We start from the raw sequence: 20,935 nt of genomic DNA, 5'->3' as shown, positions 1-20,935 counted from the left end.
AAGGTATAAATATGCCGGGAGTACAGAAGCCCCTGAGCTGGTTGACGCCATCGATCAGCGAGCTCGTTGACCTTCCCAGGGCTGTCCGAAGGGAGTTCGGGTACAAGCTAAGTCTGCTGCAGCACGGTGATGAGCAGGAGAGCCCAGACATAAAGAGGTTTGGCGAGGACGACAGGATCGCGCATCTCACGAAGGTAGTCGTCAACGGAGCCGATGGTAACACCTACAGGTTGGCAGCGACCGTTGAATTCGAAGAGGGCATCTGGGTTATCGACGTTTTCGTCAAGAAATCCAGCTCTGGGATCAGCACGCCGCAGAAGGATATCGAGAGGATCGTCAGGCGGCTGAAGAGATTGAAGGAATTCCGTGCTTCACCCGAAGGCCAGAAAGTCATCCAGGAGATGAAAGCCGAATACGCTGAAGCGGTAGGATTGCAAGAGACGACCGAAATGCTCGGATCGAAGTACAGGAGAAAATGATGGACGAGAAGCTTGTCGCCTACAGAACCGGGAACGTGTTCGCGGACCTCGGCCTGGAAAATCCTGAAGAGGAGCTGGCGAAGGCACGTATCGTAGCCAAGATCGCCAGTGTCATTCGAGAGCGCAACTTGACTCAAGCGCAGGCAGCATCGATCACCGGGATAGCTCAACCCAAGATTTCCAGCATGGTCCGCGGGCATTTCGAGGAGTTCAGCTCGGACCGACTTTATCGCGTCCTCAATCGACTCGGCGTCAGCGTCATCCTGAAGTTCGAAGAGGAGCCCGGTTGGAGTCCCGGTCGTACCCTGGTCGCAGATGGTGAGGAGAACTCCGACGAGTTTGCGCCAGCCATGGCCTTTTAGCGAGTGATCGGGCTGTCGCAGCTTGCCGGTCTTGCTCTTCGACCGGTCCACATGAATGCTGATCGCCGATGCATCCGCCTGAAACTCCGTCGGCTGAGGCGATTGGCATAGCGTCGTCGTCTCTTGCAGGACGCGCACATCCACATCTTCGGTAACCAGGCTTGCGCCTGCATCCCCCGGCTCGTCCCTACAACAGGACGAGCCTTTTCTTTTGTGGCTCATCGCGAGCTCGCCTCCGCCACGGCAGCGGATCGACTCGAGAAACCCGGCCAAATGGTGGAAATCGACTCACGATTGGCGGTCGGAGGTCAACATTCGACTCTTGAAACGTGGTCAGGCCGACTCTAGGCTTTTTGCCGATCCCCGGATTGCAGGGGTGGATCGACTCAAACTCTTTTGGTCGCATTAGACGTCTCCGGCCTTCCGGCGGCGCCCGTTATTTCAACGTCCCACGATCATCGACGGCGAGCCGACCCTCACCCGCTACGTCCCTTTACCTTCGCGTTAGGGCCAACACATTGTCCTTTACTATGGCTGTTTGCGAGTTGGGCCCGTTGGCCAGCCGCTCTGGTGTGCCAACGAACACTCTTGTCCAATGATGTGCATCCAAATTTAGCGACGAAAGTGTCTCTTCGGCCGTAGGAAAGATGGCATCTTGCGACCACGACCATGGAGCCGCCGAGGCGTGCTCGACGATCGGCAAAAGGCCACCTGAAGCAACTGCGTCGGCTGCCCGCTGGAGTACTGCCGATCGAGGGAAGTCAACAGTTGACTGGAAGAACAATGCGGTGACGAGGTCGAACTCGCCATCAGGAAAGGTCGCGGCCAAGTCGTATTGCTCGAACCGGGCGTGATCTCCAAGGCCTGCCTCTTCGGCCCGCCCCGTAGCAGTGGCAACCGCCGTCGGTGACACATCCACGCCTGTGGCCAGCCAACCTTGTCTAGCAAGCCAGATCACGTCGTCGCCCCTGAACTGCCCAGGTCGAGAGAACGGCCCGGTGTCAGATCACCGGCGTACTGAACCAGGATCGCGCTGGGTCGTCCGCTCAGTTCGCTGGTAAGCTTGCGATAGTGGTTGTCCCAGAACTCTTCCGAAGTCGGCTTGCTCATTTCAGTGCCTCAGATAGGTTGGTTCGCCCTGCTGCGCAGTCCGATATACCATCGGACCAAAATGGGATGGGAAGCGGACCGGCAGCTATGGAGCCTCAGCGCCCTGTGTTCAGACTCTCTCCAAGACTATCGCGATACCCTGCCCCACGCCGATGCACATGGTCGAGAGAGAGCGCTTGCCGCCGGTGAAAGACAGCTCCAGTGCGGCCGTACCCGTTATGCGGGCGCCTGACATGCCTAGAGGATGCCCCAAGGCGATTGCCCCGCCGTTGCGGTTAACGCGCGCATCGTCGTCGGCAATGCCGAGACGGCGGAGTGTGGCGAGACCCTGGCTAGCGAACGCTTCGTTTAGTTCGATGACGTCGAAATCGGCTTCGGTCAAACCCAGCCGCGCCAGGAGCTTTTGCGTTGCCGGCGCCGGGCCCATGCCCATGATGCGCGGCGGCACACCGGCCGTGGCGCCGCCAAGAATGCGGGCAATGGGGGTCAGCCCATGGCGCCTGGCGGCGGCTTCGGAGGCGATGATCAGCGCCGCAGCGCCGTCGTTGACGCCCGAAGCATTGCCCGCCGTCACAGTGCCGTTGGGAAACAGCGGCTTGAGTTTTGCCAGCGTTTCCACCGTCGTGCCGGCGCGCGGATGCTCGTCCCTGTCGACGATTATCGCATCGCCCTTGCGCTGCGCGATGCTGACTGGAGTGATTTCGCGCGCCAGCCGGCCATTCGCTTGTGCTGCCACGGCCTTCTCCTGGCTGCGCACGGCAAAGGCGTCCTGCGCTTGGCGGCTGATGCCATAGTCCTGCGCCACGTTTTCACCGGTCTGCGGCATGGAATCGGTGCCATGGAGCTGCTCCATCAGCGGATTGATGAGGCGCCAACCGATGGTGGTGTCGTGGATTTCGGCATGGCGCGAAAAGGCCGTTTCCGCCTTGGGCATGACGAAGGGCGCACGCGACATGGATTCCGTGCCCCCCGCGAGCATCAGTTCCGCCTCGCCCCCCCGGATCGCCCGCGCGGCGGTGATCACAGCATCCATGCCCGAGCCGCAAAGCCGGTTGATCGTCGTGCCCGTTACCCCGACCGGCAGACCCGCCAGAAGAGCGCTCATGCGCGCCACATTGCGGTTGTCCTCGCCCGCCTGGTTGGCGCAGCCAAAGATCACATCGTCGACCGCTTCCCAATCGACCCCGCCATTGCGCGCCATCAGTGCCTTGAGCGCGATGGCGCCAAGATCATCCGGGCGCACCGAACTCAATGCCCCGCCGAAGCGGCCGACAGGGGTGCGGATATAATCGCAGATGAAAACCTCGGTCATCTCAAACCTCCGGGGCGACCAGGTCGCCGATCTGATCAGGCAATACCAGTTCCGCCCCGGTCACCGCCTGCAATCGCTCGACGCTCATCGATGGCAGCTTTTCGCGCAGCACGAAGCGACCGCCTTTGATGTCGAGCACGGCAAGGCTGGTATAGACCCGCGTCACGCAAGCTACCCCGGTCAACGGCAGCGAACAGCGCTTGACCAGTTTGGGCTTGCCGTCCTTGGTCACATGATCGGTGATCACGGCGACGCGCCTGGCGCCATGCACCAGATCCATTGCGCCGCCCACCGCCGGCACGCCCTTCGGGCCGGTCGACCAATTGGCGAGATCGCCGGTCTCGGCCACTTCATAGGTGCCAAGGATCGCCACATCGAGATGCCCGCCGCGCACCATGGCAAAGCTATCGGCATGGTGGAAAAAAGCGGCGCCCGGCTTGAGGGTGATGGCCTTTTTGCCGGCATTGATGAGGTCCCAGTCCTCCTCGCCCACCGCCGGCGCCTCGCCGAAATTGAGCACGCCGTTCTCGGTGTGAAAGATCGCCTGCCGGCCCGGCGGCTGGAACTTTGCCACCATTTCGGGAAAGCCGATGCCCAGGTTCACATAGGCGCCGTCCTCGATATCCTGCGCCGCGCGCCAGGCGATCTGCGCGTTGGAAAGTTTCTCGCTCATGCGTAGGCCACCCCGTCGCGCATCAGAGCCTCTTCCTGTTTCGCATCGGCAACCTCGACGACGCGATTGACGAAAATACCGGGCGTCACCACCGCTTCCGGGTCGATCCCGCCCGGCTGGACGATGCGCGTGGCCTGCACGATGGTGAGCCTTGCGGCCGCTGCCATCAGGGGCGAGAAATTTCGCGCCGCCTTGCGATAGGTACAATTGCCCATGGTGTCCGCCAGCTCTGCCTTGAGCAGCGCCGCATCGGCCTTGAGCCAGCGCTCCTGCACGTAATGGCGACCCTCGAACTCGGCCACCGGCTTGCCTGCGGCAACGTCCGTGCCATAACTCGCCGGCGTATAGAATGCCGGGATCCCTGCTCCGCCGGCCCGGATGCGCTCGGCCAGCGTGCCCTGCGGCACCAGTTCGAGCGCGATCTCGCCGGCCAGATATTTTTCGGTGAAGGCTCGCGGATCGGCCGAGCGCGGAAACGAGCACACCATCTTGGCGACCATGCCGGCGTCGATCATCGCGGCAATGCCGATGCGGCCATTGCCGGCATTGTTGTTGACCACGTTCAGGTTTTTCGGGCTGCCCGTCGCTTTAAAGCGATCGATCAAGGCGTGGATGAGCTCGATCGGCGCGCCGGAGCCGCCAAATCCGCCCACCATCAGCACCATGCCGTCCTCGATCCCGGCCACCGCGGCCGCCAGACCGGACACTGTCTTATCCATTGGACTTGTCCTTTGTTTCGCCCAGCCGCAGCTGCGCGAGCAGCCGGTCGGCGACAATTAAACTTGCGCCGGTCGCCACCAGCATCTGTGGCAGCACCAGCCATTCCAGCGTCCAGGCCGCGCCCGATCGCTCGTTTTCATGCACCAGCGCCTGAGCCAGCGTGCCCGACAGCCCGGCATTGAGCCGCGCCAGCGCCACCAGCACCTCGGCATTGACCGGGTTGGACTTGTGCGCCATGGCCGAGGATCCGCCGCCGCCCGTGAGGAGCAGCGCGCCCACTTCGTTCTGCGTCAAAAGCGTTATGTCCGCGCCGATCTTGCCCAGCGAGCCGCCGATCAGTGCCAGCAGGCCGCCCAGGGCCACGATCGGATCGCGCGTCGCCTGCCAGGGCTCCGCCACGCCGAGATCGAGCCGTCGCGCCATGCCCGCAGCGATCGCATCGCCATGCCCCTCGAAACTGGCGCGGTCGCCCACCGGTCCGCCCAGCTGCACCACCAGCAGGCCCTGTCGCATCGCCAGGAGGCTGCGCAGATGACGCTTCAGCGGCTCCGCCCAGCTCATCAGCTTGGCGTCCCATGTCGTGGGCAGCGCCACCTGCATCCGGGTATGCGCCATGAGCGGCACGCCGGCCCAGTTGCGGCGCAGGGTTTCGAGCCGGTCGAGCAGCGCGCCGAGCCGGCGATCGTAAAGATCAAAGGTCTGCGCGAGTTGCAGCATCAGCGCGGTATCGATGACGTCCTGGCTGGTGGCGCCGCGATGCAGCGCCGCTCGATGCGGCTCGGCAACTGCTGCCCGCAATTGCCTGACCAGCGCCGGCACCACGACGCCATCCTGCGCCATGCCCGCCTCGAGCGCGGCCCAGTCCGGCTCGAAGCCGTCCAGCGCCACGCCGATCGCGGTGGCGGCTTCTAGGGAAATCCAGCCCGCCTCGGCACTGACCTCGGCCAGCGCCCGCTCGAACTGGAGCATCCCGCGCAGCTGGGCTGCGTCGGAAAGCGCGGACTCGATTTCGGGATCGCCGGTGAGGGCGGAGAGAAGGGTCATTGGTCGTCCATTTTTGCCGAGCCATCGGCTCCAACATTAAATTCTTGCACTGCTCGATCCTCGCACTCGATCGTCACCCCGGCGAAGGCCGGGGCCCATCTTGAGATCTCAGGATGGATCCCCGCCTGCGCGGGGATGACATCGGTGCCGGAGGCAACATTGCAGTTCAGAACACCGGCGCTAGATATCGAAAAACACCGTTTCGCCTTCGCCCTGCAGGACGATGTCCATCACATAGCGTCCGCCTTCTTCCTTGCGGGCGATCAGGGTCTCGCGTCGGCGCGGATCCATGATCTTGTTGAGGACGAAATCGGTGGCGTTGGCTTCCGCCTCGTCGGCGAAGTAGAGCCGGGTCTGGAGGCCGATATTGATGCCGCGCGCCACAATCCAGAGCGACACATGGGGCGCCTGTTTGCGGCCATCGGGCCCCTCGACCGGCCCCGGCTTGACAGTTTCGAAACGGTAGGTGCCGTCCGGCTGCGTCGGCTGGCGACCCCAGCCGGTAAAGCCATGTCCCTGCTCGCCCGTTCTAGGCCCGGCGAAGGTCCCATCCGCCTGGGCCTGCCAGATTTCGATAACGGCATCGCCCACCGGCGATCCGGCGCCGTCGATCACGCGACCGGTCAGCGTGATCCGCTCGCCCGCCGTATCGTTGGCCAGCATGTTCAGCCCCAGATCGACATCGCAGACGCCGGTGATTTCGCAAAAATTCGGCGTCATGCCGATATGGACGTATGGGCCCGCCGTCTGCGACGGTGTCTCCTTGAGAGTCGGGGTCGGGTGCAGCATCAGTTCCCCTCCAGCTTGTTTTCGAACATGGTCGAGCGCCGTCCACGCAGCACGATATCGAAGCGATAGGTCAGCGCATCCATCGGCGCCGTATTGTGGCGATCGAGCCGCGCCGTCAGCTGGTCGATGGCGGCCTTGTCGGGGATGGTCGCGACGATCGGGCATTGCCAGATCATCGGGTCGCCCTCGAAATACATCTGGGTGATCAGCCGCTGCGCAAAGGCATGGCCGAACACGGAAAAATGGATATGGGCCGGCCGCCAGTCATTGCCGCCATTGGGCCAGGGATAGGCGCCGGGCTTGACGGTGCGGAACGAATAGAACCCGTTTTCGTCGGTCAGCGAACGCCCGAAACCACCAAAGTTCGGATCAAGCGCGGCCAGATAGCCTTCCTTTTTATGACGATAGCGGCCACCGGCATTGGCCTGCCAGTATTCCACCAGCGTATCGGGCACCGGCCGTGCGTTTTCGTCCAGCACCTGCCCATAAACCACCATGCGCTGCCCGATGGCGTCGGTGCCGTCCTGGCTGTAGTTGCGGATCAGGTCGTTATCGAGCGGGCCAAAGGTTTCGTGCCCGAAGGTGGGCCCGCTCATTTCGGACCTCGTCGGCCCCAGCGCCAGAAGGCTGTGCCTGGGGGCGCGAAAGGTGGTCGATTTATAGCCCGGCGTATCGGCGGCCGGATGCCAGGCGCGATCGCGCTGGAAAAGCTGCCCATCGGCGCCGGGAAGAATGATGCCGCTCATTGCCCAGCCTCCTCGCGCCTGGCCAGTTCTTGCTTGGCGATCCGAAACGCGCCATTGGCCGCCGGCACCCCGGCATAAACCGCCACATGCAGCAGCAATTCCTTGATGTCCTCGGCGCTGGCCCCGGTATTGGCGGTGGCGCGCACATGCATGGCAAACTCTTCCTCGTGACCCAGGGCGGCGAGCAGCGCCAGGGTCAGCATGGAGCGCTCGCGCTTGCTCAAGCCCGGCCGCGACCAGACCGAGCCCCAGGCGCCCTGGGTGATAAAGGTCTGGAAATCCTCATCGAACGCGGTTTTGCGCGCGGTGGCGGCATCGACATGGGCGTCACCCAGCACCGAGCGGCGCGTCGCCATCCCGGTTTCAAACAAAGTCTCAGCCATAGGCGACCCTTTCGATAAAGCCATCGATCAACCGGGCCAATCCCTCCGGCTGCTCGATGGATGGAATATGACCCACACCCTCGAGCACCTCGAGACGCGCGCCGGCAATTGCCAGGCAATTACGCACCAGATCGAGCGGCGCCGCCCTGTCCTCGCTTCCGGCAACCACCAGGGTCGGCGCCTCGATGCCGGCGATCGCCCTGGAGAGATCGGCATCGCGCAAGGTGGCGCAGGTGGCGGCATAGCCCTCGGGATCGGTGCGCAGGAACAGATTGCGCCAGCCCGTCAGCGCGTCGGGCTGCTCCTGCCGGAAGGCGGGGCTGAACCAGCGCTCCATGATGCCATCAGCCATAGGCTCGAGCCCCTCGCGCCGCGCCGTTTCGATCCGGGCGCTCCAGAGCGCCGCATCGCCCATCCGTGGCGCGGTGCAGCACAGCACGAGCCCCGCCACCCGTTCGGGCGCGCGCAGGGCAAAACCCTGGGCGATCAGGCCCCCGACGGAGACCCCGACCAGCACCATGCGCTCGATGCCCGCATGGTCGAGCAGGCCGGCAAGATCGTCGAGATGATCGTCGAGGGCATATTCGCCCCCTGGCGCATCGCTAAGGCCATGACCGCGCTTGTCATAGCTAAGGCATCGATAACGGTTATTGAAATGGTCGACCACCCCATTCCAGATCCGCGCATCGGTGCCAAGCGAGTTGACAAACACCAAAGCCGGCGCGCCGTTAGGGCCGCTCAGGCGATAATGCAGCACATTGCCATTGATCCGCGCAAAATTCATGCCCGGATTTTAGGGTGCTGGCAGGGTAACTGTAAAATGATATGTCCAAGGACGATCATAACCGTGAAGTTATAGGCCAAGGCACCACGTTTCCATGACCCGCATCATCGATCCCCGCATCCGTCTCCGTCACATCGCCTGTTTCCTGGAAGTCGCCCGCCTGCGCTCCATGGCGGGTGCGGCGGCGGCGCTGAGCATCAGCCAGCCCGCCGCGACCAAGACGGTGCAGGAGCTTGAGCTGCTGCTTGGCAACCAGCTGTTCGACCGCTCCCGGCGCCGGCTGGCGCTGACCCCGTTCGGCGAGACGTTTTTCCGCTATGCCTCGACCAGTCTTGCCGCCCTGCGCCAGGGGATCGATGCGGCGCGCGGAGCCAAGGAAACCGCCATCGTGCGCGTCGGCGCCCTGCCCACCGTGTCGGCCCGCATCCTGCCCGAAGCGGTGCGCGACTTCACCGCCGAGGCAACCGGCGCTACCACCCGCATTATCACTGGGCCCAACGGCTATCTGCTGTCGCTGCTGCGAACCGGCGATGTCGACATCGTCCTTGGACGCATGGCCGAACCGGAGGCCATGCTGGGACTTTCGTTTGAACACCTTTATTCGGAGCGCATCGTCCTGGCGGTGCGCCCGGGCCACCCGATCCTTGCCCGGACCGGGTTCAACCTGCCCATGATCGAGGCCTACCAGCTGCTGGTGCCGACACCCGATTCCGTCATTTATCCGGTGGTGCAGCGCATCTTCTTTGCCAGTGGCGTTTCAGACCTGCGCGACGAGATCGAAACCGTGTCCAATGCCTTTGGCCACGCCTATATCCGCCAGACCGACGCGATCTGGATCATTTCCGAAGGCGTGGTCAGCAACGAGGTCGCCGCGGGACGCCTCGTGCTGCTGCCGGTCGATACCAGCCAAACCCTGGGCCCGGTGGGGCTCACCACCCGCACTGACACCACGCCAAGCCTTGCCACCACCACCTTCATGCAGGCGGTGCGGCAGGTGGCAGTGCAAAGCCAGGCTCGTCAATAACAGTTCATGGCCACGGAAAGCAGGGGATCAGGCCTGCCGCTGCTCCACAAGGTCCAGCAGCGCCCGCACGGCCGTCGCGTAGCCTTTGGCGCCAAGACCGGCCATGACCACATCGGCGCGCATCGACACATAGGAGCGATGATAGATCGGCTCGCGCTTATGGATATTGGAGATGTGGAACTCGATCACCGGGCCTTCGAACATCTTGAGGGAATCAAGCAGTGCGAGCGAGGTGAAGGTGAAGGCTGCGGGATTGATGATGATCCCGGCGCCGTCGTCGATAGCCTCATGCACCCAGTTGATCAGCTGCTCTTCGCTGTTGGTCTGGTGAAACACCACGGCATGATCGCCTGCGGCAGACCGGCAAAGTGCCTCGACCTCGGCCAATGTCGTCGTGCCGTAGATTTGGGGTTCGCGCTTTCCCAACCGGTTGAGGTTGGGACCGTTGAGCACGTAGATGGGTTTCATTTCGCTGTCCTCAGCCCCCATAGCCAAAGGTGCGCGGCAGCCAGAGCACGGTTTCGGGCACAAAGGTGAAGAGCATCAATGCCGCGAGCAACGCCAGGAGGAAGGGAAACACGTCGCGTACCAGTTCGCGCATGTTGGAACCCGATATCCGCGTCATGATGAAGAGCAGGAGACCGAAAGGCGGCGTGATCAATCCCAGCATGATGTTGACAACGACAACGACGCCGAAATGGACCATGTCGATGCCGAGCGCCTGCGCCGTGGGGATCAGGATCGGCACGATGACGAGCAGGATCGTCGTGCCTTCAAGAAGACAGCCCAGGATCAGCAACAGGATATTGGCCGCGATCAGGAAGGTCAGCGGGTCGAGATCCCAGGCAACCAGAAGAACGCTGAGGCTGCGCGGAATGTTTTCGATCGTCACCACATAGTTGAGCACCAGCGCGCCGGCGATCAGCATGCCGATCGAGGCGGTGGTCTTGGCGCTGGTCAGGAGGGACGCGTAGAATTCACGCGCACTGACACTGCGATAGATGACGACGGAGACGACAAGGGCATAAAGCGCGGCGATTGCGGCGGCCTCGGTGGGCGTGGTGATGCCGCCATAGATGCCGAACATCAGGACGGCCGGCATCAGCAGCACGGGCAGCGCTTCCCAAGTCATGCGCGGGATTTTGCGCAGCGGCGTGGGTGGCTCCACCGGGAAATTCTTCATGCGGGCGGTGACGGCGATCTGCACCATCATGACGCCGGCCATCAGCAGGCCAGGCACGATGCCGGCGAGAAACAGATAGCCAATGGAAGCGTCCGAGATCAGGGCATAGAGCACCATGGGGATGGACGGCGGGATGATCGGACCGATGACCGCGGTCACCGCTGTGAGGGCGGCGGCATAGCTCGGCGTATATTTGCCGTCCTTGGTCATCATGTATTGCATCATCTTGCCCGAGCCGGCGGCATCGGCCACGGCGGAGCCGGACATGCCGGCAAAGACGATCGATTGCAGTACATTGACCTGCGCGAGACCGCCGCGGAACCGGCCGACCAGCGCATCGCACCACTTGAGCAGGCGCTCGGACAGCGAACCCGAATTCATGATTTCGGCCGCAAGGATAAAGAGCGGCACGGCCAGCATGATGTAGTTGGAATACATGCCGTTGAGCAGCTGCTCGGCGACGATGCCCATGTCCTGCCCGCGCATCAGCAGGTAGATGATGGAGCCGGAAATCATGGCCAGCCCCATGGGCAGACCGAAGACAGCGAGGACAATGATGATGCCCAGGGCCAGCGAGAATGGGAGTGAAAGCATCATACGCCCGACGTTACTGTAGTGGGGTCCGCATTCCTGTCGGTCTTGCCCCAAATGGCGCGACAGCCGATCCAGAACTGGCGGATGATCACTGCCACGGCGAACACAGGATAGATGATATAAAGGTAGTCGAAGCGGATCTTGAGATAGGCGGTTTTCTCGACCTTCATGAAGAGGACGTAGTCGATCACCGCCGGCAGCGAGATGGCAAAGAGCGCGATGACGATGATCGCCGTCACCACTGCCATGGCTCGATAGAGCCGGGGACCGGCCGTGCCATAAAGGAGGTCAAATCGGATTTCCTCATAGTCGCGCACGACAAACGCCGTTCCGAACAGGACCAGCCACACCCATAAGACGACGCTGATTTCATGCGTCCAGCCGATGGGGAAATTGAGCAGGTAACGGAAAACGATCTGCAGGATGAAGACGGCAAACATCAGCGCCAGCATGGCGGCAAGGATGTTTTCAGCGCGACGGTGCAGCCAGGCACCGACGTCGGTCAGGCGAGCGAACATGAGGATATCTCCGGCATCGAGAACCCGGCGCACCGTCGCATGGTGCGCCGGCGTCGGATCAGCCTAGAGGGCGCCGATCTGTTCGAGAATGCCTTCGGGCCAGGAGGCGGCAAGATCGGATTCTAGATACATCTGCTGCGCATTGGCGCGGAAAGCCTCGACATCTGGCTCATAGACCTTAAGGCCAGCGCTTTCGAACTGGGCAAGCAGCTCTTCTTCGCGATCGACATGGGCCTGCTGGCTGAAGTCGATGGCAGCGTCGGCCGCGGCCTGGACTTCGGTCTGCTGTTCGGGCGTCATGGCGTCCCACGCCGTCTTAGAGACGACTAGTAGATCATAGCCGACCAGATGCGAGGTCAGGACGATCTGGTCCATGACTTCGTAGAACTTCATGTTCTCGACGTTGGGCAGCGGATTGTCCTGGCCGTCAATGGCGCCGGTCTGAAGGCCGGTATAAACCTCGGCATAAGCCATGGGTGTCGGATTGGCGCCGAGCGCCGTGCCCAGGAACTGCCAGGCATCGCCACCCGGCATGCGCAGCTTGACGCCGGCCATATCGGCGGGCGTGTTGATTTCCTTGTCGCCGCGCAGACCGACCTGACGGATGCCGAAATAGGTCGGCCCCAAGATACGGACGCCGAGCTGATCTTCGGCCATCTGCTTGTACTGAGCACCCAGTTCGCTGTCGAAGAACGCACGCAGGTGCGCGGCATCACGGAACAGGTAGCCCGAGGTCAAGAGAGACCATTCTGGGATCTGGTTGGAAATGTCCTGCGGAGCGATATTGCCCATTTCCAGATTGCCGCGCTGCAGCGCCACAAGTTCGGTGCCCTGCTTGAACAGGTTGCCGCCGTAATAAGGCTCAAGCGTGAAGTCGTCGCTGATCTGGCTGGCGAACAGATCCATCATCTCGGCGCGGATGTCCTGCTCGGAGAACACGGCCGAAAAACGCAGCACGGGCTTGTCCTGGGCAAAGCCCGGCACGATGCCGGCCACCATCAGGGCAACGGTGCCAAGCAAAGCTGCCCGGCGGCCAAAACGGAAAGTCATGGTATCCTCCTCATGGGGCCACAGCCCCTCTTCGCCCGCGTCGCGAGCACTCCCAAAGTCCGCGGGTCTTGTTGCCCACGCGCTTCGCAACTTTGTACGAAACAGTTCGTACATGTCAACGCATGATTACGCGGGCCCGAAGCTGATGCAAGAGTGCTGCCGCCATCCTTGCATGTCAATATAGCTTTTATCCGATGATCTCGATATCGTCTGAGTCAACGAGGACGTAGATGACCGATGTTTATGGTGAGACCGTTGGTGAAGCGGCGTTCCGGCGCGTGCGCGACGACATCGTCCAAGGCGTGCTCCGTCCAGGCGACAAGCTAACTCTTGAGCGGCTGAAACAGCAATATTCCGTGGGCGTCGGCACCCTGCGCGAAATCCTGACGCGGCTGTCCAGCGAGGCATTCGTCATTGCCGAGCCGCAACGGGGATTCGAAGTCGCGCCGGCGACGGCCGAGGACCTGCGCGATCTGGGCGCCCTGCGGCTGCTGCTCGAAAATCACGCGCTGGCGCTGTCCTTTGCGGCGGGTGACCTCGAATGGGAAGGCCGCATCGTCTCGGCGCATCATAAGCTCGCCGCCATCGAAAAGCGGCTGCTGGTGGGCGACAGCAACCGCACGCTTGAATGGATCCGCTACGACCGCGATTTCCACGAATCGCTGATCTCGGCCTGCGGTTCGCCGGCCTTAATGAACGTGCATTCCTCGCTGTTCGATCGCTTCGTGCGCTATCACATGCTGGCCGGCAGCTTCCGCGGCAGGCCCGTCGCCGACGACCATCTGGCGCTGCTGCAGGCCGCTCTGGCGCGCGACGTGTCCGAGGGGCAGCGCCTCCTTGCCACCCACATCAACAAGGGCATCGAGCATGTGCTGGCGTCCGGCCGCATCGAGCCGCGACGCGTGCTTTAGGCCGCGGCGTGGAAATGGGACGTCATCGCCGAGCGGTCCGGCGCGATGCCGGTAAAGAGTTCGAAGGCCTTGACGGCCTGATAGACCGCCATGCCCGTGCCGGCCAGCGCAGGGCATCCCAGGGCCCGCGCCTGCTGCAGCAAGGCGGTTTCGGGCGGGAAGTAGATGACTTCTGCCACCCAAAGGTCGGGTTGCAGCAATCGAGCGTCAAAGGGGAGGCCGGGGAATTTATCCATCCCCACGGGCGTTGTGTTGACGATGCCGGCGACACCGGCCAGCGCACGTGAAGAGTCCGTTTCAAAGGACACAATGTCGCCGAAGCGCTGGGCCAACCTTTGCGCCAGCGTTTGCGCACGAGCCGCCTCGGTGTCGCAGATGGTGAGGCGTTCGACACCCAGCATGAGCAGGGCATGGCTGACCGCGGCCCCTGCCCCGCCGGCGCCGAATTGCGCCACGTGCCTGAGATCAACGCCCGGCAGTCCTTCGCGGAAACTTTCGGCAAAGCCCCAGGCATCGGTATTGTGACCGACGCGCTGCCCCTGCCCCAGGACCACCGTGTTGACGGCGCCGATCCCATCCGCCTCGGGCGACAGATGGTCGAGCAGCGGGATGATGGCCTGCTTGAATGGATAAGTGACGTTGAGCCCGGCAAAGCCGAGCGCCTGCGCCAGTTTCAAGATGTCCGGCAAGTCGCTGTCGTCGAGCCCGAGGGCATCGAAATCGATGAGTTCATATGCATAGGGGAAGCCGATCCGCTGTCCCTCGAGCTCGTGCATGCGCGGGGTGCGCGAGGCCTGGATGCCGCGACCGACCAGCCCGACGATAACCTGGCGGGTGGCGGCAGCGCCGAAGCGACGGGCTTCGATCCGGCCGGTCAGATGCCGATGCGCGCGCTCAAGCCTGCTTGCGTCCACGATGATCTCATCCCCCGTAGCGAAGCGCTTTATGACGCTCACATCTTGTCATTGCCACCTGCCCGTCATTAATGAAACGGCCGCAACAGCGGATAAATGTACGAACTGGTTAGTTTAGTCAATCTCCGGGCGAAGGAGAAGGAGCGGTGCGTGGCGTCTCAGGCAGGTAAATCCGAGGGTAATGTGCGCACGCAGGACCCGGAGGGCACGCGGCAGAACATCATCGAGGTCGCAACCGAAGAATTCGCGCTCAATGGATTGTCCGGTGCGCGAATCGACGAGATCGCCGCCCGCACCCGCGCCTCGAAGCGCATGATCTACTACTATTTCAACGACAAGGAGGGGCTTTACCTCGCCGTGCTCGAAAATGCCTATCGACTGGTGCGCGAAGGCGAAAGCAAGCTCGACGTCGATGGGCTTCCACCCCTCGACGCGTTGAAGCAGCTGGTGGAATTCACCTTCGACCACCATCACAAGCATGAGGATTTCATCCGCATGGTGATGATCGAAAACATCCACCATGCCGATTACATCGAGCGCTCCAAGGTGATCCGGCAGCTCAACGGCACCGCCATCAAGACCATCGAAGCGCTTTATGAACGCGGCGTCGACGAGGGGACGTTCCGACCGGGGCTCGACCCATTAGAGCTGCACTGGCAGATCAGCGCGCTGTGCTTTTTCAACGTGTCCAATCGCGCAAGCTTCACCAAGCTCTTTGGTCGCGATCTGGGGACCGCGGAGGCGCAAGACTCGTTACGCCGCCAGGCTGTCGACATGGTGCTTCGCCATGTGGTGCGCAGCGAGAAGCTGCCGCAGAGCTAACTCCATTCTCGACAACGTCTCGCTTGACCATTCAATGCGCTCGTTCGCATAATGTACGAACTAGTTCGTTATCATAAGGATGTTCTGGATGAAGACCTCGATCGCCACGGTTTCGATCAGCGGCGACCTCAGCGAAAAGCTCACCGCGATCGCCGCGGCGGGTTTTGACGGGGTTGAGATTTTCGAGAACGACTTCCTGACCTTTGGCGCCAGTGCCCGGGACGTCCGGCAGATGGCCGCCGATCTCGGGCTCGCCATCACCCTGTTCCAGCCCTTCCGCGATTTCGAGGGCTTGCCCGAGCCCCTGCGCAGCCGCGCCTTCGAGCGCGCCAAGCGCAAGTTCGCCTTGATGAACGAGCTGGGCACCGACCTGATGCTGGTGTGCTCCAACGTTTCGCCCGCGGCGCTGGGCGGCATCGACCGGGCCGCGGCAGACTTCCGGGAACTGGGCGAACTTGCCGCGCAGTCGGGCGTCCGCGTAGGCTTTGAAGCGCTGGCCTGGGGGCGTCATGTCAACGACCATCGCGACGCCTGGGAAATCGTGCGCCGGGCCGATCACCGCAGCGTTGGCATTATCCTCGACAGTTTCCATACCCTGTCGCGCAAACTCGATCCGGGTTCGATCCGCGCCATTCCGGGAGACAAGATCTTTATCGTCCAGCTTGCCGATGCGCCGCTGATCGACATGGACCTGCTCTATTGGAGCCGCCATTTCCGCAACATGCCCGGCGAAGGCGATCTGCCGGTGGTCGATTTCATGCGCGCCGTCGCGGCAACCGGTTATGCCGGGCCGCTATCGCTCGAGATCTTCAATGACCAGTTCCGGGGCGGTTCGCCGCGCGCCATTTCCGTCGATGGGCGCCGGTCGCTGGTTTATCTCATGGACCAGGTGCGGCGCCTCGAACCCGATCTTGCCATCACGGTTCCCGAAATGCCGGAGCGAATCGAGGTCGAACGGGTCGAATTCGTGGAGTTCGCCGCCGACGAGACCGAGGCCGCCCGGCTTGCCGGCATGCTGACCGCCATGGGTTTCGCCCTTATCGGTAAGCATCGCTCCAAGGCCGTATCGCTTTACCGGCAGGGGCAGATCAATATCGTCATCAATATCGAAAACGACGGCCTCGCCTATTCGAGCTATGTCGCGCACGGCACCTCGGCCTATGCCATCGGCCTCAAGGTGGGGGACGCCGTTGCCACCGTAGAGCGGGCCACGGCCCTTGGGGCGTCGCCCTTCACCCAGCCGGTGGGGGACGGAGAACTGCAGATCCCGGCGATCCGCGGCGTTGGCGGCGGGGTGATCTATCTTCTCGACGACAGCCCGGAACTGGGTCGGGTCTGGGAGGCGGAGTTCAACATCGATCCGGCAATCGCCGTCCAAGGCGCCGGGCTGACGAGTGTCGACCACGTGGCGCAGACCATGAACTACGATGAGATGCTGACCTGGGTCCTGTTCTACCGATCGATCTTTGCGACGCAGAAAAGCGCCCTGGTCGATGTCCCCGATCCCTCCGGCCTTGTTCGCAGCCAGGTCATCGAAGACCGGGGCGGCAATCTCCGGCTTACCCTCAATGGGGCTGAAAACGGCCGCACCCTTGCGGGTCACTTCGTCAACAAAACGTTCGGCTCCAGCATCCAGCACCTGGCTTTTGCCACGGGCGACATCTTTGCCGCATCAAAAGCCATGCAGCTCGACGTGCTCAAGGTCAGCGACACCTATTACGACGACATCGAAGCCCGCTTCGGCCTCGACGCCGATTTCCTCGATCAGCTGAAGGCCGGCAGCATCTTTTATGATCGCGACGAGACGGGCGGCGAGTTTTTCCAGTTCTACAGCCAGGGTTTCGGCGAAGGGTTCTTTTTCGAAATCGTCGAACGCCGGGGTGGCTATAGTGGCTATGGCGCGCCCAATGCACCGTTCCGCATCGCGGCACAGAAGCAGGCACTGGTGCGAGGGCTATAGTTTCCGTGTTTTCACGCGGAGCACCCTCACCAGAATAATGCGGTTTACCGGAACCACTGCGCCGGGACGGTGACCAGGTCCGGGAACAGGACCAGCAGGAACATGAAGGCGAACTGGACCAGCATGAAGGGCCACACGCCGGCCATGACGCGGTCCATGCTGACCCGGCCGACGCCAGCAACGGTGTTGAGGACGACGCCCACCGGCGGGGTGATCAGACCGATGGCGCAATTAATCATGAACATGATGCCGAAGTAGACCGGATCGATGCCGGCGGCTTTGACCAGCGGCATCAGCACGGGCACGAGGATCAGAATGGTCGGTGTGAGATCGAGCGCCGTGCCGACAATGATCACCAGCAGCATCATGGCCGCCATCAGCAGCATCGGATTGCCGATCAAGGGGTCAAGCAGGCTGACGACCTGCTGGGGTATGTTGGCAACGGTGATGAGCCAGGCACTCACCGCAGCCGCGGCGACAAGAAGCATGACCACCGCGCTGGTGCGCGCCGCACCGGCAAAGGAGTCGTAAAGCACCTGCCAGGACAGTTCGCGATAAACAACGAGACTAACCACCAGTGCATAGACGGCGGCGACGACACCGGCTTCGGTGGGGGTAAAGACGCCCATCTTGAGGCCGGCGATGATGATCACCGGCATCATCAGGGCAAAGGCGGACTCGCGCAGGGCGGCCAGAACCTCGGCCAAGGAGCGCCGCGGCTGCGGAGCGACATTGTCGCGCCCGGACAGCCACCACCAGGTCAGGGTTACCGCTAGAGCCAGCATGATCCCCGGCGCAATGCCGGCCATGAACAGCCTGGAAATCGACACGTTGGCGGCGACGCCAAAAACGATGAAGCCGATGCTGGGCGGGATGATCGGCGCAACAAGGCTGGACGCCGCGATCAAGCCCGCAGAGCGTGCCGGATCATGTCCCGCCGCCGTCATCAACGGAAACAGCAGGGCCGCCAGCATGGCCGCATCGGCGACGGCGGAACCCGAGAGCGCAGCCAAAAGGACGGCTGCAAGGATCGTCACATAACCCAGCCCACCATGCACATGCCCGATCAAGGCCAGCGCCAGATTGATCAGGCGGCGCGACAGGCCGCCCTTGTTCATGATCTCGCCGGCAAGGAGAAAGAACGGCACTGCCAGCAGCGGATAACTGTCCGCGCCGTGGATGACGTTTTCGGCGATGATCTGGGCGTTGAACATGTCCAGCTGCCACATCAGCACGGCGCCGGAAACCAGCAGCGCGAAGGCGACGGGAACCCCGATCGCCATGGTGGACAGAAGCGATCCGACAAACAGCAGAAGGGTCATGCCTGCTCCTCCGCAGTTGCGGAAACGGGGATGTTGCCGCGCAGCAGCGAGATGATCTGCTCGATCAGGATGACGACGGCCGATACGCTGAAGACGATCCCTGCCGAATAGAACCAGGCGAGGGAAAAACCGCTGGACGGCGCCGAAACATTCCAGTTGAGCCGCGTCTGCGCGAGCGAGCCGGAAAAGATCAGCCAGCAGACCCAGAGCATGAAGAGATTGGCCACAAGCAGGCAGAGCTGCCGCCCGCGCGGGCTGAGCCGCGAGATCAGGGTGTCGGTGCCCAGGTGCTGATGTTCCCGCAGGGCGTAGATGCTGCCAAGGAAGGTCATCCACATGAACATCCAGCGCGACAGCTCCTCGGCAACGGTGATGCCGGAATTGAAGGCATAGCGAAGCACCACATTGCTGAAGACAAGCACCACCATGAGGGCCAGCAGCACGACGGCCATGGCCTTGAGCAAGCGGCAGTAATGATCGAGAAACACCTTCATCGCGCGCCTCCTGCTGCCCGTCGGCCGACGGTTTCGACATCATTGGCGGTGACTGCGTGCATGAGGCTGAATTCGCCGAGCGCGACGTTCCCGGCCCCGGCGCGATCGAGGGCATTTTCCATGCCTGCACCATCCAGCAGCGAAGACCAGGGATCGGACGTGTGGCCGGAAACAAGCAGGATCCAATCGGCTGCGGCGTCACCGCCACGGATTTCCTGTTCACGCGTCGGCTTGGTGGCCGGCGTTTCGGTGCGCAGCAGATGTGCCGAGGTCAGCCCCGGCAAGTGAGGCGCGCGCTTGACGAGGGCTGAAAGAAACGCCCTCAACTCCCCTTCCCGGCCCGGAAGCGGCGAAAGCCGAACGGTGTGCATGAAGGTCGCGAGACCATAGCCGCTGGTCTCGAGAATGCGGCATTGGCTGCGCACCATGCCACGATGCAGCGGCATCATCTTGGTGGACCATGGGGTGGGATCATTGAGCCGGGAGAGATAGGGCGGCGAGGTCAGCGTGTCGTAGCTTTCGAGCTCATAGAGCACGAAATAGGCGCCCTCTTCGGCCGATTTCCAGCGGGACCCCCGGCGAAAGCCGGGGATGCCAAGTCGTTCGGGAAGATGTTCTTTGGAATGCCATTCGTGGAATTCGACGCGGTTCTGCTCATCGACATTCCACCACATGGCGACGGCAGCATCCCCCAGAAGTGTCATGTTCGCTCCGCTGCCTACCGGATGGCTTCAAGCTCGGCGCTCGCGGCCGCCATCACCTCGGCGCCGACATCGGCGGCGAACTTGTCGACCACGGGCCTTACCGCTTCGCGGAGGCGCGTGACTTCCTCGGGCGTCAACTCGTTGACTTCCATTTCCTGGCCAAGCTGCTCGATGGCGGAGGCTTCCTGGGCCTGAACCTGGTCGCGGCCGAACAATTTTGCTTCTTCCGCGGCCTCGGTGATCACCGCCTGCTCCTCGGGTGACAGCTCGTCCCAGGTTTCGCCGCTCATCAGGAAGGGCATGCCGGTATAGATGTGTCGCGTGAGCGAAAGGTAGTCCTGCACTTCCTCGAACTTGGCCGACTGGATCACCGCGAGCGGATTGTCCTGCCCATCGATGGCGCCGGCTTCGAGAGCGCCATAAACTTCACCAAAGGTCATCGGCACGGGGTTGGCACCCAGCTGGGTGAACAGATCGATGTAGATCGGCGAGGCGATGACCCGCAGTTTCAGGCCCTGGAAATCTTCGAGCGCGGCGATCGGGCGACGATTGTTGGTCATGTTGCGGAAGCCCAGGTCCCAGATACCGAGGCCATGGATGCCGTCATCGGCCAGCCCTGCCATCAGGTCGGTGCCGACTCCACCATCGCTGAGCAGATAGGCTTCCTCGGAATTGGCGAACATGAAGGGAAGGTCGAAGACCTGGAAGCGCGGGTCGATGCCGGCAAGCAGGCCCGTGGCCATGATGGTGAAATCGAGGGTGCCGCCGCGCACGGCGCTCAGGTTCTGCTGATCACTGCCCAGGACAGCGTTGGGATAGAGCGAAACCTTGAGCGCACCATTGCTTTTCTCGGCAACGAGATCGGCGAAATGCTGACCGGCGAGACCCAGCGGATGATCCTGCGCCAGGCTCATGGCGAATTTCAGCTCGCGCTCCTGGGCAGCGGTCATCGTGGTCGCCGATGCTGCCAGGGCCGCGCCGAACATCAAGGCGCATGCGACGCGCCGCGTAATGGATTTCATTTCATATCCTCCCGT

The 20,935-nt window shown here is 62.5% G+C and carries 25 protein-coding genes; 6 read left to right on the top strand and 19 right to left on the bottom strand.

What is annotated here, in order from left to right; genetic code table 11:
* The first annotated feature begins 11 nt into the window (after window positions 1–11).
* Window positions 12–479 carry a type II toxin-antitoxin system RelE/ParE family toxin gene (locus JI748_RS03235; RefSeq protein WP_201635029.1) on the top strand — a complete coding sequence of 156 codons (468 nt, stop codon included), beginning with the start codon at window positions 12–14 and terminating at the stop codon, window positions 477–479.
* Complete coding sequence (locus JI748_RS03230; RefSeq protein ID WP_201635027.1) at window positions 476–841, top strand: helix-turn-helix domain-containing protein; 366 nt, start codon at window positions 476–478, stop codon at window positions 839–841. The genes JI748_RS03235 and JI748_RS03230 overlap by 4 nt, the downstream gene beginning before the upstream one ends.
* A gap of 493 nt (window positions 842–1,334) precedes the next feature.
* On the opposite strand, the gene JI748_RS03225 is transcribed toward JI748_RS03230, so the two are convergent.
* The 10 genes from JI748_RS03225 to pcaD form a co-directional block, all read right to left on the bottom strand.
* Complete coding sequence (locus JI748_RS03225) at window positions 1,335–1,799, bottom strand: SAM-dependent methyltransferase (RefSeq protein WP_201635025.1); 465 nt, start codon at window positions 1,797–1,799, stop codon at window positions 1,335–1,337.
* The gene (locus tag JI748_RS03220; RefSeq protein ID WP_201635023.1) at window positions 1,796–1,951 is read right to left on the bottom strand and encodes a hypothetical protein; all 156 of its coding nucleotides are present in this window, start codon (window positions 1,949–1,951) and stop codon (window positions 1,796–1,798) included. Before JI748_RS03220 ends, JI748_RS03225 begins: the two co-directional genes overlap by 4 nt.
* Before the next feature lie 109 nt (window positions 1,952–2,060).
* Window positions 2,061–3,263, bottom strand: a complete 1,203-nt coding sequence (gene pcaF, locus JI748_RS03215; RefSeq protein ID WP_201635021.1) for a 3-oxoadipyl-CoA thiolase — start codon at window positions 3,261–3,263, stop codon at window positions 2,061–2,063.
* Between the two features lies 1 nt (window position 3,264).
* On the bottom strand, window positions 3,265–3,936 hold the full coding sequence (locus tag JI748_RS03210; protein WP_201635019.1) for a 3-oxoacid CoA-transferase subunit B: 672 nt from the start codon (window positions 3,934–3,936) through the stop codon (window positions 3,265–3,267).
* Complete coding sequence (locus tag JI748_RS03205; protein WP_201635017.1) at window positions 3,933–4,655, bottom strand: 3-oxoacid CoA-transferase subunit A; 723 nt, start codon at window positions 4,653–4,655, stop codon at window positions 3,933–3,935. Before JI748_RS03205 ends, JI748_RS03210 begins: the two co-directional genes overlap by 4 nt.
* Window positions 4,648–5,700 (bottom strand): 3-carboxy-cis,cis-muconate cycloisomerase, encoded by a 1,053-nt coding sequence (locus JI748_RS03200; protein ID WP_201635015.1) that lies wholly within the window; start codon window positions 5,698–5,700, stop codon window positions 4,648–4,650. The genes JI748_RS03205 and JI748_RS03200 overlap by 8 nt, the downstream gene beginning before the upstream one ends.
* Window positions 5,701–5,880: 180 nt before the next feature.
* Complete coding sequence (gene pcaG, locus JI748_RS03195; RefSeq protein ID WP_201635013.1) at window positions 5,881–6,489, bottom strand: protocatechuate 3,4-dioxygenase subunit alpha; 609 nt, start codon at window positions 6,487–6,489, stop codon at window positions 5,881–5,883.
* Window positions 6,489–7,235, bottom strand: coding sequence for a protocatechuate 3,4-dioxygenase subunit beta (gene pcaH / locus JI748_RS03190; RefSeq protein WP_201635011.1), 747 nt, complete (start codon window positions 7,233–7,235; stop codon window positions 6,489–6,491). Before pcaH ends, pcaG begins: the two co-directional genes overlap by 1 nt.
* On the bottom strand, window positions 7,232–7,618 hold the full coding sequence (gene pcaC / locus JI748_RS03185; protein ID WP_201635009.1) for a 4-carboxymuconolactone decarboxylase: 387 nt from the start codon (window positions 7,616–7,618) through the stop codon (window positions 7,232–7,234). The genes pcaH and pcaC overlap by 4 nt, the downstream gene beginning before the upstream one ends.
* Entirely contained in the window at window positions 7,611–8,402 is a 792-nt protein-coding gene (gene pcaD / locus JI748_RS03180) for a 3-oxoadipate enol-lactonase (RefSeq protein ID WP_201635007.1), read from the bottom strand. The genes pcaC and pcaD overlap by 8 nt, the downstream gene beginning before the upstream one ends.
* A gap of 94 nt (window positions 8,403–8,496) precedes the next feature.
* Here pcaD and pcaQ point away from each other — a divergent pair, with 94 nt between their 5' ends.
* On the top strand, window positions 8,497–9,426 hold the full coding sequence (gene pcaQ / locus JI748_RS03175) for a pca operon transcription factor PcaQ (RefSeq protein ID WP_325166890.1): 930 nt from the start codon (window positions 8,497–8,499) through the stop codon (window positions 9,424–9,426).
* Window positions 9,427–9,453: 27 nt separating this feature from the next.
* On the opposite strand, the gene JI748_RS03170 is transcribed toward pcaQ, so the two are convergent.
* The 4 genes from JI748_RS03170 to dctP form a co-directional block, all read right to left on the bottom strand.
* Window positions 9,454–9,894 carry a type II 3-dehydroquinate dehydratase gene (locus JI748_RS03170; protein WP_201635005.1) on the bottom strand — a complete coding sequence of 147 codons (441 nt, stop codon included), beginning with the start codon at window positions 9,892–9,894 and terminating at the stop codon, window positions 9,454–9,456.
* A 10-nt stretch (window positions 9,895–9,904) separates the two neighbouring features.
* Complete coding sequence (locus JI748_RS03165) at window positions 9,905–11,206, bottom strand: TRAP transporter large permease (RefSeq protein ID WP_201635003.1); 1,302 nt, start codon at window positions 11,204–11,206, stop codon at window positions 9,905–9,907.
* Window positions 11,203–11,721: a TRAP transporter small permease gene (locus JI748_RS03160; protein WP_201635001.1), complete on the bottom strand. Its 519-nt coding sequence runs from the start codon at window positions 11,719–11,721 to the stop codon at window positions 11,203–11,205. The genes JI748_RS03165 and JI748_RS03160 overlap by 4 nt, the downstream gene beginning before the upstream one ends.
* A 63-nt stretch (window positions 11,722–11,784) precedes the next feature.
* Window positions 11,785–12,771 carry a TRAP transporter substrate-binding protein DctP gene (gene dctP / locus JI748_RS03155; protein WP_201634999.1) on the bottom strand — a complete coding sequence of 329 codons (987 nt, stop codon included), beginning with the start codon at window positions 12,769–12,771 and terminating at the stop codon, window positions 11,785–11,787.
* A 230-nt stretch (window positions 12,772–13,001) separates the two neighbouring features.
* Here dctP and JI748_RS03150 point away from each other — a divergent pair, with 230 nt between their 5' ends.
* Window positions 13,002–13,682 (top strand): GntR family transcriptional regulator, encoded by a 681-nt coding sequence (locus JI748_RS03150; RefSeq protein WP_201634997.1) that lies wholly within the window; start codon window positions 13,002–13,004, stop codon window positions 13,680–13,682.
* Here the strand turns inward: JI748_RS03150 and JI748_RS03145 are convergent.
* Window positions 13,679–14,548, bottom strand: a complete 870-nt coding sequence (locus tag JI748_RS03145; RefSeq protein ID WP_201636983.1) for a shikimate dehydrogenase — start codon at window positions 14,546–14,548, stop codon at window positions 13,679–13,681. The two genes, JI748_RS03150 and JI748_RS03145, sit on opposite strands and share 4 nt — an antisense overlap.
* Window positions 14,549–14,746: 198 nt before the next feature.
* Between JI748_RS03145 and JI748_RS03140 the strand changes: the two genes are divergently transcribed.
* A complete protein-coding gene (locus tag JI748_RS03140) occupies window positions 14,747–15,418 on the top strand; it encodes a TetR/AcrR family transcriptional regulator (protein WP_233280598.1) in 672 nt (223 codons plus the stop codon).
* Window positions 15,419–15,506: 88 nt separating this feature from the next.
* On the top strand, window positions 15,507–17,378 hold the full coding sequence (locus JI748_RS03135; protein ID WP_201634993.1) for a bifunctional sugar phosphate isomerase/epimerase/4-hydroxyphenylpyruvate dioxygenase family protein: 1,872 nt from the start codon (window positions 15,507–15,509) through the stop codon (window positions 17,376–17,378).
* A 44-nt stretch (window positions 17,379–17,422) separates the two neighbouring features.
* Here the strand turns inward: JI748_RS03135 and JI748_RS03130 are convergent, their stop codons facing one another.
* From JI748_RS03130 to JI748_RS03115, 4 genes are read right to left on the bottom strand one after another with little or no spacing between them, the layout of a single operon-like run.
* Window positions 17,423–18,700 (bottom strand): TRAP transporter large permease subunit, encoded by a 1,278-nt coding sequence (locus JI748_RS03130; protein ID WP_201634991.1) that lies wholly within the window; start codon window positions 18,698–18,700, stop codon window positions 17,423–17,425.
* Window positions 18,697–19,194, bottom strand: coding sequence for a TRAP transporter small permease (locus tag JI748_RS03125; RefSeq protein ID WP_201634989.1), 498 nt, complete (start codon window positions 19,192–19,194; stop codon window positions 18,697–18,699). The genes JI748_RS03130 and JI748_RS03125 overlap by 4 nt, the downstream gene beginning before the upstream one ends.
* Window positions 19,191–19,898: a DUF4286 family protein gene (locus tag JI748_RS03120; protein ID WP_201634987.1), complete on the bottom strand. Its 708-nt coding sequence runs from the start codon at window positions 19,896–19,898 to the stop codon at window positions 19,191–19,193. Before JI748_RS03120 ends, JI748_RS03125 begins: the two co-directional genes overlap by 4 nt.
* A 14-nt stretch (window positions 19,899–19,912) precedes the next feature.
* The gene (locus JI748_RS03115) at window positions 19,913–20,920 is read right to left on the bottom strand and encodes a TRAP transporter substrate-binding protein (RefSeq protein WP_201634985.1); all 1,008 of its coding nucleotides are present in this window, start codon (window positions 20,918–20,920) and stop codon (window positions 19,913–19,915) included.
* Between the last annotated feature and the right edge of the window lie 15 nt (window positions 20,921–20,935).

Origin of the sequence: Devosia rhizoryzae, assembly GCF_016698665.1 — a bacterium.
In the GTDB taxonomy this organism is placed as follows: Bacteria; Pseudomonadota; Alphaproteobacteria; order Rhizobiales; family Devosiaceae; genus Devosia; species Devosia rhizoryzae.
The sequence above is the reverse complement of the archived record's forward strand: the minus strand, read 5'-3'. Positions and strand labels throughout refer to the sequence as shown.